Annotated in this window: 16 protein-coding genes and 1 riboswitch; of the genes, 14 read left to right on the top strand and 2 right to left on the bottom strand. The window is 38.2% G+C overall.

Annotation, left to right across the window (positions count from 1 at the left end):
* Positions 1-231 precede the first annotated feature (231 nt).
* Positions 232-327, top strand: a riboswitch (SAM riboswitch).
* 103 nt (positions 328-430) lie between these two features.
* Genes metK through ACO6FI_RS09825 form a run of 4 tightly spaced genes read left to right on the top strand, consistent with a single transcriptional unit; the run spans position 431 to position 3,287 of the window.
* Positions 431-1,615: a methionine adenosyltransferase gene (gene metK, locus ACO6FI_RS09840; protein ID WP_485457180.1), complete on the top strand. Its 1,185-nt coding sequence runs from the start codon at positions 431-433 to the stop codon at positions 1,613-1,615.
* Entirely contained in the window at positions 1,615-1,881 is a 267-nt protein-coding gene (locus ACO6FI_RS09835; protein ID WP_485457179.1) for a HAMP domain-containing protein, read from the top strand. Before metK ends, ACO6FI_RS09835 begins: the two co-directional genes overlap by 1 nt.
* A complete protein-coding gene (locus ACO6FI_RS09830; protein ID WP_485457178.1) occupies positions 1,856-2,587 on the top strand; it encodes a sensor histidine kinase in 732 nt (243 codons plus the stop codon). The genes ACO6FI_RS09835 and ACO6FI_RS09830 overlap by 26 nt, the downstream gene beginning before the upstream one ends.
* 10 nt (positions 2,588-2,597) lie before the next feature.
* Positions 2,598-3,287, top strand: a complete 690-nt coding sequence (locus ACO6FI_RS09825) for a response regulator transcription factor (protein ID WP_124952280.1) — start codon at positions 2,598-2,600, stop codon at positions 3,285-3,287.
* Between the two features lie 32 nt (positions 3,288-3,319).
* On the opposite strand, the gene ACO6FI_RS09820 is transcribed toward ACO6FI_RS09825, so the two are convergent.
* Both ACO6FI_RS09820 and ACO6FI_RS09815 read right to left on the bottom strand, forming a co-directional pair.
* Entirely contained in the window at positions 3,320-3,622 is a 303-nt protein-coding gene (locus tag ACO6FI_RS09820; RefSeq protein ID WP_485457177.1) for an AzlD domain-containing protein, read from the bottom strand.
* Complete coding sequence (locus ACO6FI_RS09815; RefSeq protein WP_485457176.1) at positions 3,615-4,337, bottom strand: AzlC family ABC transporter permease; 723 nt, start codon at positions 4,335-4,337, stop codon at positions 3,615-3,617. Before ACO6FI_RS09815 ends, ACO6FI_RS09820 begins: the two co-directional genes overlap by 8 nt.
* 272 nt (positions 4,338-4,609) lie before the next feature.
* On the opposite strand from ACO6FI_RS09815, the gene ACO6FI_RS09810 reads away from it, so the two are divergent.
* The 10 genes from ACO6FI_RS09810 to ACO6FI_RS09765 all read left to right on the top strand — a co-directional run bounded on the left by ACO6FI_RS09810 (position 4,610) and on the right by ACO6FI_RS09765 (position 17,331).
* Positions 4,610-4,969 carry an Asp23/Gls24 family envelope stress response protein gene (locus ACO6FI_RS09810; RefSeq protein WP_485457175.1) on the top strand — a complete coding sequence of 120 codons (360 nt, stop codon included), beginning with the start codon at positions 4,610-4,612 and terminating at the stop codon, positions 4,967-4,969.
* 12 nt (positions 4,970-4,981) lie between these two features.
* Positions 4,982-6,634, top strand: coding sequence for a DAK2 domain-containing protein (locus tag ACO6FI_RS09805; protein WP_485457174.1), 1,653 nt, complete (start codon positions 4,982-4,984; stop codon positions 6,632-6,634).
* A gap of 67 nt (positions 6,635-6,701) precedes the next feature.
* On the top strand, positions 6,702-8,753 hold the full coding sequence (gene recG, locus ACO6FI_RS09800; protein ID WP_485457173.1) for an ATP-dependent DNA helicase RecG: 2,052 nt from the start codon (positions 6,702-6,704) through the stop codon (positions 8,751-8,753).
* A 10-nt stretch (positions 8,754-8,763) separates the two neighbouring features.
* Positions 8,764-10,341: a L,D-transpeptidase family protein gene (locus ACO6FI_RS09795; protein WP_485457172.1), complete on the top strand. Its 1,578-nt coding sequence runs from the start codon at positions 8,764-8,766 to the stop codon at positions 10,339-10,341.
* 1 nt (position 10,342) lies between these two features.
* A complete protein-coding gene (rsmD, locus tag ACO6FI_RS09790) occupies positions 10,343-10,897 on the top strand; it encodes a 16S rRNA (guanine(966)-N(2))-methyltransferase RsmD (RefSeq protein WP_485457171.1) in 555 nt (184 codons plus the stop codon).
* Positions 10,898-10,899: 2 nt separating this feature from the next.
* Positions 10,900-11,403 carry a pantetheine-phosphate adenylyltransferase gene (gene coaD, locus ACO6FI_RS09785; RefSeq protein ID WP_485457170.1) on the top strand — a complete coding sequence of 168 codons (504 nt, stop codon included), beginning with the start codon at positions 10,900-10,902 and terminating at the stop codon, positions 11,401-11,403.
* Complete coding sequence (locus tag ACO6FI_RS09780; protein WP_485457169.1) at positions 11,396-12,064, top strand: hypothetical protein; 669 nt, start codon at positions 11,396-11,398, stop codon at positions 12,062-12,064. The genes coaD and ACO6FI_RS09780 overlap by 8 nt, the downstream gene beginning before the upstream one ends.
* Before the next feature lie 49 nt (positions 12,065-12,113).
* A complete protein-coding gene (locus ACO6FI_RS09775) occupies positions 12,114-13,526 on the top strand; it encodes an RsmB/NOP family class I SAM-dependent RNA methyltransferase (RefSeq protein WP_485457168.1) in 1,413 nt (470 codons plus the stop codon).
* Positions 13,526-14,224 (top strand): pseudouridine synthase, encoded by a 699-nt coding sequence (locus ACO6FI_RS09770; RefSeq protein ID WP_485457167.1) that lies wholly within the window; start codon positions 13,526-13,528, stop codon positions 14,222-14,224. The genes ACO6FI_RS09775 and ACO6FI_RS09770 overlap by 1 nt, the downstream gene beginning before the upstream one ends.
* A complete protein-coding gene (locus ACO6FI_RS09765) occupies positions 14,221-17,331 on the top strand; it encodes a DEAD/DEAH box helicase (protein ID WP_485457166.1) in 3,111 nt (1,036 codons plus the stop codon). The genes ACO6FI_RS09770 and ACO6FI_RS09765 overlap by 4 nt, the downstream gene beginning before the upstream one ends.
* Positions 17,332-17,337 lie beyond the last annotated feature (6 nt).

Genomic DNA, 17,337 nt, shown 5'->3' with positions numbered 1-17,337 from the left:
ACCATCAGCCGAACTTTTCTAAGTCCGGCTGTAATTTTTTTTTATTAAAAAGAGGATGCACACTAATCACTTAGTGCGACAGCCCCTTATTTTACTGAAGTGCAAAGTTTGGTCTTATCCTGGAAACTGAAATATTTGCAGCAGTTTTAAATTACGTATTTACATAACTATATGAAAATGGTATACTATGGTTGCAACAAAATAAATTTGCCCATATGGGTATTATATATACACTTATTAAGAGTGACGGAGAGTTAAGGATCTGTGATGTCACGGCAACCCCTTTTAGGAAGGTGCCAACCTGAGCGAGAAATCGAGCAATGAGTGGAAGCCTTAGTCCACCGTTTGGTGGACTTTTTTAATACCAGATATACTTGATTGTTTAGTTTATATTCTAAGGTTTATATAAGTGTAAAAAGATAGGAGAAAGATGGAAGAGAGAAGACTTTTTACTTCAGAATCAGTTACAGAAGGACATCCTGACAAGATGTGCGATCAGATATCGGATGCAATATTGGATGCATATTTGGGTGCGGACCCGGATTCAAGAGTGGCTTGTGAGACGGCTACAACTACAGGAATGGTGCTTGTAATGGGAGAAATCTCATCAAAGGCCACAGTAGATATCCAAAAGATAGTAAGAGAGACTGTAAGAGAGATAGGTTATGACAGAGCAAAGTACGGCTTTGACTGTGACACCTGCAGTGTGCTTGTAGCACTTGACGAACAGTCAAAGGATATTGCGATGGGTGTAGACAAGGCATTAGAGTCAAGAGAGTTTACCGACAAAGAAGATGAGGATAACGGTGCAGGTGACCAGGGACTTATGTTCGGATATGCTACAGACGAAACAAAGGAATATATGCCGTATCCTATATATCTTGCTCACAACCTTGCAAAGAAACTTACACAGGTAAGAAAAGACGGTACACTTAAGTATCTCAGACCTGACGGTAAGACACAGGTTACTGTAGAGTATGATGAGGAAGGTAAGCCTGTAAGGATAGATACCGTAGTGCTTTCCACACAGCATGATGAAGATGTGACACAGGAGCAGATACATAAGGATATAAAGAAATATGTATTTGACGAGATCATTCCTCAGGATATGGTGGATGAGAATACAAAGTACTTTATCAACCCTACAGGAAGATTTGTTATAGGCGGACCTCACGGAGATTCAGGTCTTACAGGAAGAAAGATAATAGTTGACACCTATGGAGGCTATGCGAGACATGGCGGTGGTGCTTTCTCAGGAAAGGACAGCACAAAGGTGGACAGATCTGCAGCTTATGCGGCAAGATATGTTGCAAAGAATATAGTAGCGGCAGGGTTTGCAAAGAAATGTGAGATACAGTTGTCTTATGCTATCGGTGTAGCACATCCTACATCAATATCTGTAGATACATTCGGCACAGGTAAGATAAGCGACAGTGCTATAGTTGAGCTTATCAGAAAGCATTTCGATTTAAGACCTACAGGAATAATAAAGATGCTTGATCTTAGAAAGCCTATATTTAAGCAGACTGCAGCTTACGGACATTTCGGAAGAGATGACCTCAACCTTCCATGGGAGAGACTTGACAAGGTAGAGGAGCTTAAGAAGGGTATCTAATGAAAATCGGCTCCGGTTTATTTTCGGTAGTTTGTCTTGTAATTGTTGTACCGTCAATACTTTTGATATATAGTATAAACTATGAAACTGCAAGGGATGTAGACCTATGGCTTACAATCCTTGCATGTGTCATAGATGTTATTGCGATTGTTATGTGGTTCTGGATCTATAAAAGGATTTTGGTGCCGCTTGATAAGATGCGTATAGCCACCAAAAAGATTGCCGACGGTAATTTTGATTATGAATTGGATGATAAAGGAAAATGAGGAGGAGAAGATTCTTTCCGAAAATGCGGCAAGAGAGCTTGTGAGTAATATTTCACATGATTTGAAGACACCGCTTACGGCTATCAGAGGTTATGTGGAAGGTATACTTGACGGAGTCGCCTCCTCACCGCAAAAGGTCAGAGATTACTTGACCACTATATACAATAAGACAAACGATATGACTAAGTTGATTGATGAATTGCTTTATTATTCAAGGGTTGCAGGAAATGAGTTTTCGTATAACTTTGAAAAGACAAATGTCAAAGAATTTTTCGATGACTATGTGAAGGATTTGTACCTTGAACTGGATACCATCAAAATAAATTTCTCATATAGTGCCAATGTCGATGCCGATACTGTGATAGATATTGACAGAGAACAGATAAAGAGGGCCTTGAATAATATAGTGGCCAATGCGGTGAAGTATATGGATAAGGAAGATCCCGAAATCCACTTCAGAGTCAAAGAGACTATGGATGCTATAAATATAAGAATCTCAGATAACGGAAGAGGTATAGATGAAAAGGATTTGCCTCATATATTTGAGAGATTTTACAGAAGTGATGCATCAAGAAATACCAAGCTTGGTGGCAGCGGTATAGGTTTATCTATCGTGAAAAAGGTGATAGAGAATCATGAAGGTAGTGTTGTTGCTATATCAAAATCAGGAGTAGGAACGGATATAGATATAGTTTTAAAAAAGTAGGAGATATAAAATGGGCAAAGTTCTTATAATTGAAGATGAAGTAAGCATAGCGGAGCTGGAGAGAGATTATCTTGAGATTTCCGGCTTTGAGGTGGATATTTCAACTGACGGAAAAGAAGGACTTGATAAAGCATTGAGTGAAGATTATGATTTGGTACTATTGGATTTGATGTTGCCCGGATTAGACGGATACGAGATATGCAGGCGTATAAGGGCAACCAAGGAAATACCTATCGTGATGGTCAGTGCAAAGAAAAACGATATTGATAAGATAAGAGGTTTGGGACTTGGTGCTGACGACTATATGACTAAGCCTTTTTCACCAAGTGAGCTTGTAGCCAGAGTGAAGGCGCATATAACAAGATATGACAGGCTGGCAGGTGTTGCGGCAGCCAACAGAGATATTATAGAAATTAGAGAACTTAAGATAGATTCAAGCTCAAGAAGAGTTTGGTGCTATGATAAGGAAAGAACATTGACCGCAAAGGAATTTGACATACTCAGATTTTTGGCTGAGCATCCGAACAAGGTATATTCCAAGGAAGATCTCTTTAGAGAAGTTTGGGGACTTGAGTCAATGGGTGATATCTCAACGGTTACAGTGCATATCAAAAATATCAGAGAAAAAATAGAACTTGACAGCTCCAAGCCTCAATTTATAGAAACAATTTGGGGTGTCGGATACAGGTTTAGAGGCTGATTAAAAAAGCTGACACTTTTGTGTCGGCTTTTTTATGCAATAAAATATTCAATTACAAATACCAAAGTGCAGCATAAAATTGCTACTTTGAAAAGATTGGCTCCAAACCATGCGGCAATGATTCCCACAATAAAACTTATAAGACCTGAAGTTTTTGACATGGTTGCATGTAATATGGCAGGGAAAGTCATTACTGAGAGCGTAACATAAGGCACATAGTATAAGAATGACCTGATAAAGGTATTTTTCAATTTTTTCCTTATAAGTGTGAGCGGAAGCACTCTGATAAGATAAGTTACTGCAAACATTATAAAGATATATATCCATTTATTCATTACTGTCTCCATTCTTCAACGGGAAAAATATTGCTCCGAAGGCGGATATTACAATTGTAAGTAATATAGTCTTTATTCCTTCGGATATTTTGAAAAAATCAAAGGAAAATATATAGCTGAGTAAAAAGCTTACAACTACAAGTGAAAGTATTACTTTGTCGGACTTGGCTGCAGGTATAATAATTGCAATAAACATTCCGTAGAGTGCAACGCTGAAAGCCGAGACAAGTCTTATCGGAAGGATATTGCCTGCAACCGCACCGAAGAAGGTTCCGAAAGCCCATGCCGGTGAAGCTGTAAGTATTACTCCGAATGTGTAATAGGGGTTGATATCTCCGGGTCTTGCAATGGATACTGCAAATATTTCATCAGTCAAAAGATGCGCTATTATCAAAATATGATGAAGCGGTGTGCCCTTTCTTATCCTCTGACTGAGTGCAATACTCATTAAAAGGTATCTTGCATTTGCTATCAGTGTGATAACGGCAATCTCTATATAGGATGAGGATATGGCAATCATTGAGAATCCGGCATATTCTCCTGCCGAAGCATTGTTTAAAAAGCTTGCAACAAGCGCTTGAAGCGGGGAAAGTCCCGATTTGGTAGCCATTATACCGAGTGAAAACGATACTGCAAAGTAACCTAAAGCAATGGGTATACCGTCTCTTACACCGAGAAAGAAAATATTTTTATTTTTACCAAACTTGTATTCCATAAACAACCTTCTATAAAAATGATATTTCTATTGTACTACAAAAAATATATTAAGGGATAAAAATTTCAAAACAGGCGGCAGTTTACCAAGCTAAAAGCTTGCATTGTCTTTATCATAAAAAAATGGTATGATTAAGTATCCGAGATATGTCTTAAGTAGGCAATTTTCGGACTTTAGGTTATATATAAACTACGAAATATTTATTCTTTCATAGTTAGGTGGCAGTGCCACAAAAAATAAAGGTCTTTTGACAAATATGATTGGAGGGTTATATGAATAAAGGGCAAATCAATACAAATCTTGGTCAAATAAGTATAAATCCGGACGTTATAGCATTCTATGTCGGAATGCAGGCTGTCGAGTGCTTCGGTATAGTAGGTATGGCGGCAGTCTCCGTGACAGACGGTATTGCAAGGCTCCTTAAGAGAGAGAGTATGACAAAGGGCATCAGTATAAAAATAGAGGACAACAAGCTTGTTTTGGATTTTCATATCATAGTTGCATATGGTTTAAGTATCAGTGCGATAACTCAGAATCTGATAGAAACTATAAAATATAAAGCGGAAAATTTCACAGGAATGGAAGTAAAGAAAATGAATATATTCGTAGAAGGTGTACGAATAATAGACTAAGGAGGATTTTTTGTGAGTCTAGAGCAGATTGATGCACAATCACTGAGAAGTGCTTTTATAACAGGAGCCAAAAGCTTGGAGGCTAAAAAGGAGTGGATAAACGAATTGAATGTTTTTCCGGTTCCTGACGGAGATACCGGTACAAATATGACAATGACTATAATGTCGGCGGCAAAGAATTTGGCTGCTGAACAGAGTGATGATATAGCTACACTTTGTAAGGCCATAGCGCAGGGTTCACTTCGCGGAGCCAGAGGAAACTCAGGCGTTATACTTTCACAGCTTTTTCGAGGAGCGGCAAAGATTTTAAAAGAATCGCAGACTATAGATGTGTTTGAACTTGCACTTGCTTTTGATAAGGCTAGTGAGACAGCATATAAGGCGGTAATGAAGCCGAAAGAAGGTACAATCCTTACAGTAGCCAAGGCTATGGGCGAGAAGGCACTTGAAATATATGACAATTTTGATGATATTATCCCGTTTTTAGAGGAAGTATTAAAATGCGGAGATGAAACTCTAAAGCAGACACCTGAGATGTTGCCTGTACTTAAGAAAGCGGGAGTTGTGGACTCCGGCGGTCAGGGACTTATGGTTATACTCCACGGTATCCTTGAAGGACTTAAGGGCAATATAATAGAACTTGGAGATGTTGTACTTTCCGGTAAGGCGTCAGCCGTAAGCGGAGCTGCAAGGGATGATATTGATACTGCGGATATTAAGTTCGGATACTGTACCGAGTTTATAGTGAATTTGAAAAAAGAGTTTACAGATAAGGATGAGGAGGAGTTCAAAAAATTTCTTACATCTATCGGAGATTCTTTGGTATGTGTTGCCGACGATGAAGTGGTTAAGGTGCATGTACATACAAACGACCCGGGACTTGCCATTCAAAAGGGACTCACATTCGGTGAGCTTACCAACTTAAAGATTGACAATATGCGTGAAGAGCATAGAGAAAGAGTCATAAAGGGTGTGGATAAGATCCTCAAAGAGCAGAACCACAAAAAGAAAATGGGGGTTATCAGTGTAAGCGCAGGTAGCGGACTTACCTCTATTTTCAAGGAGATAGGTGTGGATATAGTGGTTGAAGGCGGTCAGACTATGAATCCGAGTACGGAGGATATCATAGAAGCAATTGATAAGTTAAATGCCGAGACCGTATATATCTTACCTAACAATAAAAATATAATTTTGGCGGCTGAACAGGCGGCAAAATTGGAAGAGAATAAAAAGGTTGTAGTAATACCTACAAAGACAATACCGCAGGGTATTACCGCAATGATAAGCCTGTCTGAGGACAGAAGCGCCGAGGAGAATCTTGAAAACGCCAAGGAAGAGATTGCCAATGTGAAGTCGGCACAGATTACCTATGCTGTACGAAATACCACTATTGACGATGTGGAGATACATGAAAACGATGTTATGGCACTTGGAGACAGCGGTATTATTGGTGTGGATAAGAGTATCGACTCTGCGGTAGATAAGGCTGTATCAAGCATGATAGATGATTCAAGCGAGCTTGTAAGTCTTTACTACGGTGCCGATGTCGGCGAGGAGGATGCGACCAAGCTTTGTGACGAGCTTGTTGGCAAGTATCCTAAGCTTGAATTTGAGTTACATAACGGCGGACAGCCGGTTTATTATTATTTTATATCTGTAGAATAATTACTTAATAACTAGGTTTATCAAGTCTTTGATTTGATGACCTAGTTAAAACTTTGTTAGGAGATGTATGCCGGATATATCTGTAAAAAACATAAAAGGCGTGGGAGCAAAAACAACACAGTATTTGGATAAGCTTTGTATAAGGACTGTAAACGATCTTTTGAAGCACTATCCTGTAAGATATTTGGAGTATAAGCCTCCCACAAAAATTGGCGATATAAACAGGGATGAGGATGTTGTAATCAAGGCAACACTTACAAAGACTCCTGCGTTTGCCGGAAGTAATAAAAAGGCACTGACAGCCAAGCTTACAGATTATATAGATGTAATAGATGTGATTTGGTACAACTCGGCTTACTTAAGGATGACTTTAAGAGCAGGTGAGAGCTATGTCTTTGTAGGTAAGATGTCAAAGAGAAGTAAAAACACTTTGGAACATCCGACTGTTTATACCGTAGAGGAATATGAGAAAAAAATCGGAAGCTTCAAGCCTGTTTACGCGCTGACTGCAGGCATCAACAACAATGCTATGGAAAAGCTTGTAAAATCCGCATTTGAGTATATTCCCGAGATGGATTTTAAAGAGTATCTGCCACAGTCGATTGTGAAAAGATTTTCACTTGAGGACAGGGAAGTTGCTATAAAAAACATTCACAATCCGATGAATAGGGAAAGTCTTTTTGCCGCAAAGAAGAGACTGTCGTTTGACGATTTTTTCAGATTTTTATACGGTATGAGACTTTTAAAAGATAAAAGGCTTAGAGTAAGAACAAAAAATATAGTAGCAAATGACAAGGCCGTATTGAATGAAATAAAATCCGTGCTGCCTTTTACACTTACCGATTCACAAGACAATGTAATAGAAGAAATTTTACATGATATGTCAAGCGGAACTGTAGCAAACAGGCTTATACAGGGCGATGTGGGTTCGGGAAAGACCGTAGTTGCGCTGATTTGCCTTTATATGGCTGTGAGATCCGGATTTCAGGGTGTGGTAATGGTACCGACTGAAGTTTTGGCAAAGCAGCATTTTAAGTCTATGTGTGATATATTAAACAGGCTTGATAATCCGCCTAAGGTAGGTATACTTACAGGGTCTATGACAAAGAAGGAACATTTGCTCACATATGAAAAGATAGAGAGTGGTGAACTTGATATAGTTATAGGCACTCATGCACTTCTTGTCGAGAATGTCAAGTTCAAAAAACTTGGACTTGTAGTAACGGATGAACAACATCGTTTCGGAGTAAGGCAAAGAAGTACACTCTCAGACAAGGGAGAAGATGTGCATGTGCTTGTAATGTCTGCTACACCGATACCGAGGACACTTGCTATAATACTCTACGGTGACCTTGATATTTCCACAATAGAGTCAAAGCCTGTAGGCAGACTTCCGATAAAGAATGCCGTAATTACTGAAAATGACAGAGAAAAAGCTTACAAACATATATTACTTGAGATAAAAAAAGGTCATCAGGCATATATCATATGTCCGATGATTGAGGAAAGTGAAAATATAGAAGCCGAGAATGTATTGGACTACGGTAAGAAAATAGCCGATAAATTTTCACAAAATTGTAAGGTGGAAGTGTTACATGGGCGAATGCATCAAAAAGAAAAAGATGATATAATGTCCCGGTATGTAAATAAAGAGACGGATATCTTAGTGTCGACAACCGTAATCGAGGTAGGAGTGGATGTTCCCAATGCTACGGTGATTATGATTGAAAATGCCGAGAGATTCGGACTTGCGACCTTGCATCAGCTTAGAGGAAGAGTCGGAAGAAGCGGATTACAGTCATATGCGATATTTGTAAGAACTTCAAACTCGAAATTGGCAAAGCAAAGACTTGAGATAATAGGAAATTCGAATGACGGATTTTATATTGCTTCCAAAGATTTGGTTTTGCGAGGTCCCGGGGAGCTTTTCGGATTGGCACAGAGCGGTGAACTTGATTTCGGAGTTGCGGATATATATAACGATAATGATATATTTGAGATGGCAAAAGAAGCCGTAAATGTGATACAATGTGACAATATGGGGGATGACGAGAAGGATAAGCTTGAGAGGGAGATAAACAGCTATATGGATTTACATTATAAAAAGTTAGCACTTTGATAGGAGTAGTATGTCTGAGAATAAAGAACAACCAAGAAAAAGAGGTAAAAAAGAGAAAAAGAGAAGAAGTAAAGTCGCTCTGGGGGTTATAGTTGCCGGTGTTGTAGCGGTGGTAGGTGCTTACACTGTGAAAGCCAACACATATAGAACAAGATTTTTCCCACATACCGTCATCAACGGAATAGACGCATCTGAGAAAACTGTAGATGAAGTGCGTCAGGTGATGTCAAAACAGATTGACAATTTTGAGAGTACAATAAAGTCAAGAGGAAACAATGATGAGATAATAAAGGGAAGCGATGTCGGACTTGCATTTGTCAAGGATAATTCACTGGAGAATCTTTTAAACAAACAAAACAGCATGGCATGGATTGCCGAGATGAACGGCAAAAAGGATTTGAAGATACAGTCTTCATTTACCGTAGATCCTGACAAATTTGAAAATACAGTATCAAAACTTAAGGCACTTGACGAGTCAAAGTTTGAAAAGCCTGTAGATGCAAAGATTTCCGACTTTGTACAGGGATCGGGATACTCTATAATACCTGAGACTGAGGGCAATACAATTGATATTGCAAAGGCCAAGGAGTATATAAAGAGTCAGCTTATTACACTCAACAATGAGATAAATCTTGATTATGAGGATAATGATTTGTATGAGAAGCCGGCAAAGAGGTCTGATGACCCTACTTTGAATGCGGCACTCAAAAATTTGAACAAGTATATTTCAGCCAGAATATCATATGACAAGCTTAATGTATTAAACGGTGATACCATACATAATTGGCTGACTGTGAACAGTGACGGATCTGTAAGCATATCAGATGACGGAATAGCTTCATTTGTAAAGAAGGTATCAAATGCCTACAATACTGTGGGTAAGCCAAAGACCTTAAAGACATCATACGGTCCGACAGTTACAATAACAGGCGGATCATACGGATGGAAGGTAGACACAGAAAAAGAGAAGGCTGCCATAAGATCACTTATAGAGGCCGGTGAGACTGCAAAGAGAGAACCGGAGTATTCAAGAAAAGCGGCTTCACACGGTGAAAACGACTACGGTAATTCATATGTGGAGGTAAATCTTACCGCACAGCATATGATACTTATAAAGAACGGTTCAAAGGTACTTGAAAGTGACTTTGTATCGGGAAATGTTTCAAAGAACTGGACCACACCTCCGGGAGCATTTCCGCTTACATACAGAACAAGGAATGCCACATTAAAGGGTGAGGGTTATTCAACCCCTGTAAATTACTGGATGCCTTTTAACGGCGGTATAGGTTTCCACGATGCGCCTTGGAGAAGTGCGTTTGGCGGACAGATATATAAGACTTCAGGTTCACACGGATGTGTCAACTTACCGCCTGCCGTTGCAAAGCAGCTATATGAATATGTGGATGCGGGATTCCCTGTACTTTGTTACAACTTGACTGAAGCGGCACCTGCTCCGGCACCGACTGAAACAACCGCTGCAAGTGCAGGCGAGACTGCGGCAAGTAAAACTGCTGAAGAAACAGTGGAGCCTATCAGTGAGAATGTAAGTCCGCAGAGCGGAAAGACGGCGGTTGAGATAGAGCAGTAGTATGAGAGTTATTTCAGGAACTGCAAGGAGTTTGATATTAAAGACTCCGAAGGGCAATCTGACAAGGCCGACTACGGATAAGATAAAAGAGACTCTTTTTAATATGATTGCAAATGACTTATATGATGCCACTTTCCTTGATATGTTTGCGGGAAGTGGAGGTATAGGCATTGAAGCTTTAAGCAGAGGAGCAAAGAAGGCTTACTTTTGCGATATTGACAGAGAGGCCGTCGAATGTATTAATTACAATCTTGCACATACAAAGCTTTCGGACAGAGCCGTTGTAATGAAAGGAAGCTTTGAAAGTAACATTGATAAGATAAAAAATCTTAAAGAAAGATTTGATATTATTTTTTTGGATCCTCCATATAAAAAGGAATTTGAAGATAAATGCTTGGATATTTTATTAAATTCCACATTGATTGATGAGCATACATTGATTATAATTGAAGAAGATTTTAAGACTGATACAGCCCATTTGGAAAAGGATTGGGATATAGTTAAAGTCAAAGAGTATAAGTCTAATAAACATATTTTTATACATAAGCGAGGGTGACTATGTCTAAAGCTATTTATCCGGGAAGTTTCGATCCTATTACCAATGGACATATTGATATAATTGAGAGAGCTGCTAAGATGTTTGACAAGGTAATCGTCGGAGTACTTATCAACTCGGCAAAAGATCCGCTTTTTACACCGTCCGAGAGGGTGGATATGATAAAAGGTGTGGTAGGGCATCTGCCAAATATAGAGGTTTTGGAATTTGACGGTTTATTGGTGGATTTTGCTCATGAGCAGAACTGTAATATTTTGGTCAGGGGACTTAGAGTAATAACCGATTTTGAATATGAATTGCAATTGGCTCAGACTAATAAAATAATTGCACCGAACTTAGAGACTGTTTTCTTGAGCACAAACTTGAAGTATTCATATTTAAGTTCAAGCATCGTTAAGGAGATAGCGGTTTACGATGGAGATATCAGTCATTTCGTAAGAGAAGATATAAGAAAAAGAATTATGGAAAGACTGAGGGAAAAAGGTCTGAGGAGAAGTAATGAGTAGAATCGAACAGGTAATAACAGAGATAGAGGAGTTTGTAAACAGATGTAAAACTGTTGCACTGTCAAACTCGATAATAAAGGTAAACAAGGAAGAGTTCGTTGCACTGTTGAATGAACTGAGACAGGAAATACCTGAGGAAGTTACACAGTCACAGAAAGTTATCAGCAACAAGGAAAGTATATTGCTGGATGCAAAGGACAAGGCTGAAAAGGAAATGCTTGATGCAAATTTGAAAAGTAATTCCATAAAGGATGACGCAAAGAGAAAGGCCGATGCGATAATCTTAAGTGCAAGGAAGGAGTCGGAGGCTATTATGCTGGAGGCCAACAAGCTGAAGTCTCAGCTTGTCAATGAGAATCAGATTATGCAGGCAGCGTATGCGGAGTCCGACAGGATAATAGCATATGCAAGGATGGATGCCGATAAGATAATTTATGAGGCCAATGCGGAAGCCGATGAACTTAGAAAATCATCTGTAAGATATGCGGATGAACTTTTACAGAGTATTCAGGAGATTATCTCAGGAACATTGGTGGATGGCCAAAACAAATTCAGTCAGTATATGAATTCACTGCAGTATTATACGGAAGAGATCGGAAAGAATAGACAGGAGCTTGCAACCAGTATTGTTCCTGTAGATCCGAATTCACAGGAACAATGATTGGGCTGCCAAGCAGCCCATTTTTTGCGTAATTAAGATAGAGGTATATATGATACAGGAAAAAGATTTGCCGAAAGCCTATAAAGATGCGATGAAAAATCTTTTAGGAGACGAATATGAGGCTTATATAGATTCGCTTTATGAAAAGCCGTATGTAGGCATAAGAACCAATCTTTTAAAGCTTGACCCCGACAGATTAAAGGAACTTCTTGACAGAGATTTTAATAGTGTACCATGGGTAAAAGAAGGATTTTATTTTGAAGAAGAAAAAGGAGTGCTTACGACTCCTTCAATAAAATACGATGATAAGATAAAGAGCATATCAAAAAATCCGTATTACTTTGCAGGGCTTTATTATATACAGGAGCCTTCAGCCATGACGCCTGCAAGCGTGGCAGGTATAAAGCCGGGTGATAGGGTGCTTGATCTTTGTGCGGCACCGGGAGGAAAGTCAACACAGGCGGCTTCATATTTGCAAGGTGAGGGATTACTGGTAACCAATGATTTTTCGGCTTCCAGAGTAAAGGCTTTACAAAAGAATATAGAAGTGAGCGGTATTGACAATGTACTTATCACCAATGAGGACCCTAAGAATCTTTCAAAGGTATATATAGAGTATTTTGATAAGATAATTGTAGATGCTCCTTGTTCGGGAGAGGGAATGTTTAGAAGAGACAGTGCGGTGTTTAAGGCATATCTTGGAAGAGGGCCCGAGTTTTTTACAGGAATTCAGGTGAGTATATTGAATGAAGCCGCCAAGATGTTAAAGCCGGGAGGCACCTTGGTATACTCTACTTGTACATATTCAAGTGTCGAGGATGAGGGAAGTCTTATAAATTTCCTTGAAAATCACAGTGACTTTGCCATAGAAAAGATTACACCTGAGTTCGGATTTGAAGAGTCTAAGCTGCTGCCCGGGACTGTAAGGCTTTTTCCGCATAAACTTAAAGGTGAGGGGCATTTTGTAGCAAGGCTTAAAAAGAGCGGCAGTGAAACTGAAATTGTAAGTAAAGACAATAAAAAGGAAAAGAATAAAAGAAAGAAGCCGGCGAAGTTACCTGAGGAGCTTGTGGATTTTTTAAAGAAGATAAAGCGTGATTGGGATTATGATAGGATTTTTATCAACAAAGATTACGCTTACTATCTGCCGAAAGATGCACTGATTGACAAGAGTCTTCACTATATAAGAACAGGTCTGCTTTTGGGTGAGATAAAGAAAAACAGATTTGAACCTTTTCAGGCTTTAGCTATGAATATAAAATTCGATGAGTGGGAAAATCCGCTTGATTTGCCTGCAGATGATGAAAGAGTGGTAAAGTATTTAAAGGGTGAGACTATAGAGGCTGATGATGAGTACAACGGAATCAGACTTGTATGTGTGGACGGATTTTCACTTGGGTTTGTAAAACAGAACAAAAGAAGCTGTAAAAATAAGTATTATCAGGGCTGGAGGTGGATGTAATGGTTGTCAGAGTGGATAAGATTATGTCTGAGCTTGGCTTCGGCAGTCGCAGTGAAATCAAAAAATACGCCAAAACAGGCAAGATAAAAATAAATGACAAAGTTATAAAAAAAGCTGATGAAAAGATAGACAGTGAAAGAGATAAGCTCTATTTTGAAGGCAGGCAGGTGGTTGTGGAAGAGTTTGAGACCTATGTACTTTATAAGCCTACCGGATATGTCTGTGCCACCAAGGACAATGTACACAAAACTGTTATGGAGCTTATCGATTCGGACAGAAAAAACATTGTGCCTGTAGGCAGACTTGACCTTGATACGGAGGGGCTTTTGATTTTGACAAATGACGGAGCTCTAAATCACAGGCTGGTATCGCCTGCATCTCATGTGGATAAGGTATATTATGCAAAATTTGACGGTATTTTAGAAGATGACGCTATAGAATGTACAGCTAAAGGACTTGATATAGGCGAGGGTGAGGTTTCAAAACCTGCAAAGCTTGAAATTCTCTCGGACAGAGAGGTAATGTTAACTATACATGAGGGGAAGTTCCATCAGGTCAAGAGAATGATAAAAGCTCTTGGCGGTGAGGTGACATATTTAAAAAGAGTTGCATTCGGAGGGCTGAATCTTGATGATTTGCACCTAAAAAAGGGTGAGAGCAGGAAACTAAGTAAGGAAGAGATGGAGAAGTTGGTATGATAAGGCGTAGAGGGATAATGGATAATACAAACAGCATTTTAGATACTTGGATTATGGTGGAACATTTATCAGAGGGAGAAATCAACTTAAAGGATAGAGATATTCTGTTATTGAATGATTTGACTGATAAAAAATATAAAAAGTATTTTCAAAACCTGATGGAAAGTTCAGACAAGAAGAAATATAAAAATTCAGGTCTTGTACTGTATTTGGATATCTTTAAATTTGCCGAGGTGGTAGAATTTCTCAGAGAGAAATACGGAGTGGCAAAAACACAGAGTGATATAAATTATGGTAATAAATTCAGTATCGCATTGTATTTTGATAAAAATATAAATTTTATAAGTGATAATATCTTTTTTACCTGTAGCGGATACATGAGATATCTGCATGATGTACCCAGTAAGTCTGATTTTCAGGAATTTGAAGAGAAGTTCAAGGAAAAGACAATCAAAAGATTTGAAGGCAGTGAGGATGATCCGGAGAAATTTGATAACGCCTTAAATGCTTTGTTAAGTGAGTATAATATTGATATAGAGAATTGTCGTGTACAGATACTAAGTAATATTGAAACGGAAGCAACAAATTTGCACTCTTTCTTTATTGACGACCTCAATAAGTCAAAGGAAATCAATAATACAAACCTTAAAAGATATTTGACAGGTGGAAATATAAACGACAGGATAAATTTGGACGGTAAAAAAGACTCTCCAAACTATAATCAATCTGTGTTTGAAAAGATATTGGAGCCGCAAAATTATCCGCTTGGAAGATTCCCAAGTAAAACAGAGTTTGCACTTTCATTTATGCAACAGGTAGCCGTAAACTTGACAATAGGATATGACAAAAGCAATATGAGAAGTGTAAACGGTCCTCCGGGAACAGGAAAGACTACACTTTTAAAAGATATATTTGCGGAGTTGGTTGTTAAACAGGCACATGATATATGTTTACTAAAATCAAAGTATATAAAAGGAAATGAATACACTTTATATTACGGTAAGGCTTCAATAGGAGAACTCACAGATAAAATTGCAGAAAATAATATTGTGGTTGCAAGTTCCAATAACGGTGCCGTTCAAAATATTGTCAATGAGTTACCTTTAAAAGAGGGAATTGATGATAATATATTGCCTGAACTTGAAAAAGCTGATTATTTCAAAGATATAGCCAATACTGATATGAAAGAAGAAAGGTTTTGGGGCACTTTCTCTCTTGAAGGCGGTAAGGCTGAAAACATGACAAATATATTGAATAAAATAGGATGCATTGTCAAATATCTGAATGAAGAATATAAGTCTGACAGCGAGATTTATGATAAATTTAAAAAGCAGTATGATTATGTGTCCGATTTGCGAAGTGACGCAAGGAATTTGCAAAAGAAGTATGCAGAATATAAGAATGCAAAGCAAAATATTGATGATAATACATCTGAAAAAGAAGAAGCCGAAAGAGCCAAAATAGAATCTGAAAAGCTTGAGTATGAAAAAGCTGTTGAAAAAAACAGAGCGGATATGGATGAAGTCACAGGTAAACTTGGCAGTATAAGGGCTCAGAGGGCGGATTTGGCAAACAGTATTGCAAACCAAAAGATGTCGGTTGAACTGAAAAGAGGTCAAAAGGGCGGATTTTTGGACAGGCTGTTTAACAGCAATAAGAATAAGACTGTTGAAAATGAAGTAAATGATTTATTAAACAGATTACAAAAGCTTATAGATGAAGATGAGATACTAAGAAAGACTGAAATTGAACTTCAAAACAGATCTAACCGTCTTAAGAGAGATATCGACGCCTATAAGCATAGATTGGATGAAGATATTGTAAAGTATGAATCTTTAAAGCAACAAAGTGAAAAACAAAAAGCAAAGTATAACAGTATAATAGAAGCTTTTGAATCGGATAAGGGAGTTTTTGACAGAGTACTTGATTTTGAGAAAGATTATGACAGCTTACAGATGTCAAATCCATGGTTTGATAAAAACTATAGGATTGAACAGTCAAAGCTGTTTGTGTCGGCATTGCAAGTACGAAAAGAGTTTTTGTATGAGAACAGAAAAAATATCAATGCCGCTGTAAATATATGGAAATATCAGAACAATTATGTAGAAAAAAATAAGAAGTTAATAAATATTGCATGGAATTGGATGAATCTGTGTATTCCGGTTATCAGTTCAACCTTTGCCAGTTTCTCAAGAATGTTAAAAAACATTGATGAAAATGTATTGGGGCATACTTTTGTAGATGAGGCGGGGCAGGCACTTCCACAAGCGGCGGTAGGTGCCGTATTTAGAAGTAAAAATATCATGGTTGTAGGTGATCCGTTCCAGATAAAGCCGGTGCTTACATTGGATGAAGGAATACTTGCACTACTTTCAAAAATATATAATGTAAGTGAGTTATATTTATCAGAGTCGGCTTCTGTACAAACTTTGGTGGATGCGGTAAGCAGATACGGCTTTTATACAAGTAAAGATATGGATGAGAGTTCATGGATAGGTATTCCGCTGTGGGTTCATAGGAGATGCCGGTATCCGATGTTTACCATTTCAAATGCAATCTCATATAATAATCTTATGGTACAGGGCAAGGAAGGCTATGGCAAAACAGGGTGGTATGATATAGCCGGCAAGGCTGTAAATAAGTATGTCGATGAGCAGGGGGATTTCCTTTTAAAAAAGATAAAATCAATGATTGAGAAAGACCCTAAAATAATCGATAAAAATGAAAGTGATACTGTTTATATAATTTCACCTTTTAAAAATGTTGCTTATAAGCTTGGAATAAAACTTAATGAAATAGGTTTTACAAGAAAAGAAAAAGGTAAGGTAACAAATATAGGAACTATACATACATTCCAAGGTAAGGAAGCACCTATTGTTTTTATGGTACTTGGTGCGGATACAAACAGTAAAGGAGCGGCAACTTGGGCTGTAAATGAGGCAAATATGATGAATGTTGCCGCTACAAGAGCTAAAAAAGAATTTTATATAATTGGTGACAGAAAGTTATATAAAAGCTTGGGAAGTGAAGTAATTACTAAGGTAAATAATGTTATTACGGAGTACGGTAACGAACATCCCGAGTTGGTAGATGAAATAACGGATTAGGTAAAT

It is taken from the genome of Lachnoanaerobaculum sp. (assembly GCF_057250505.1).
The sequence above is the reverse complement of the archived record's forward strand: the minus strand, read 5'-3'. Positions and strand labels throughout refer to the sequence as shown.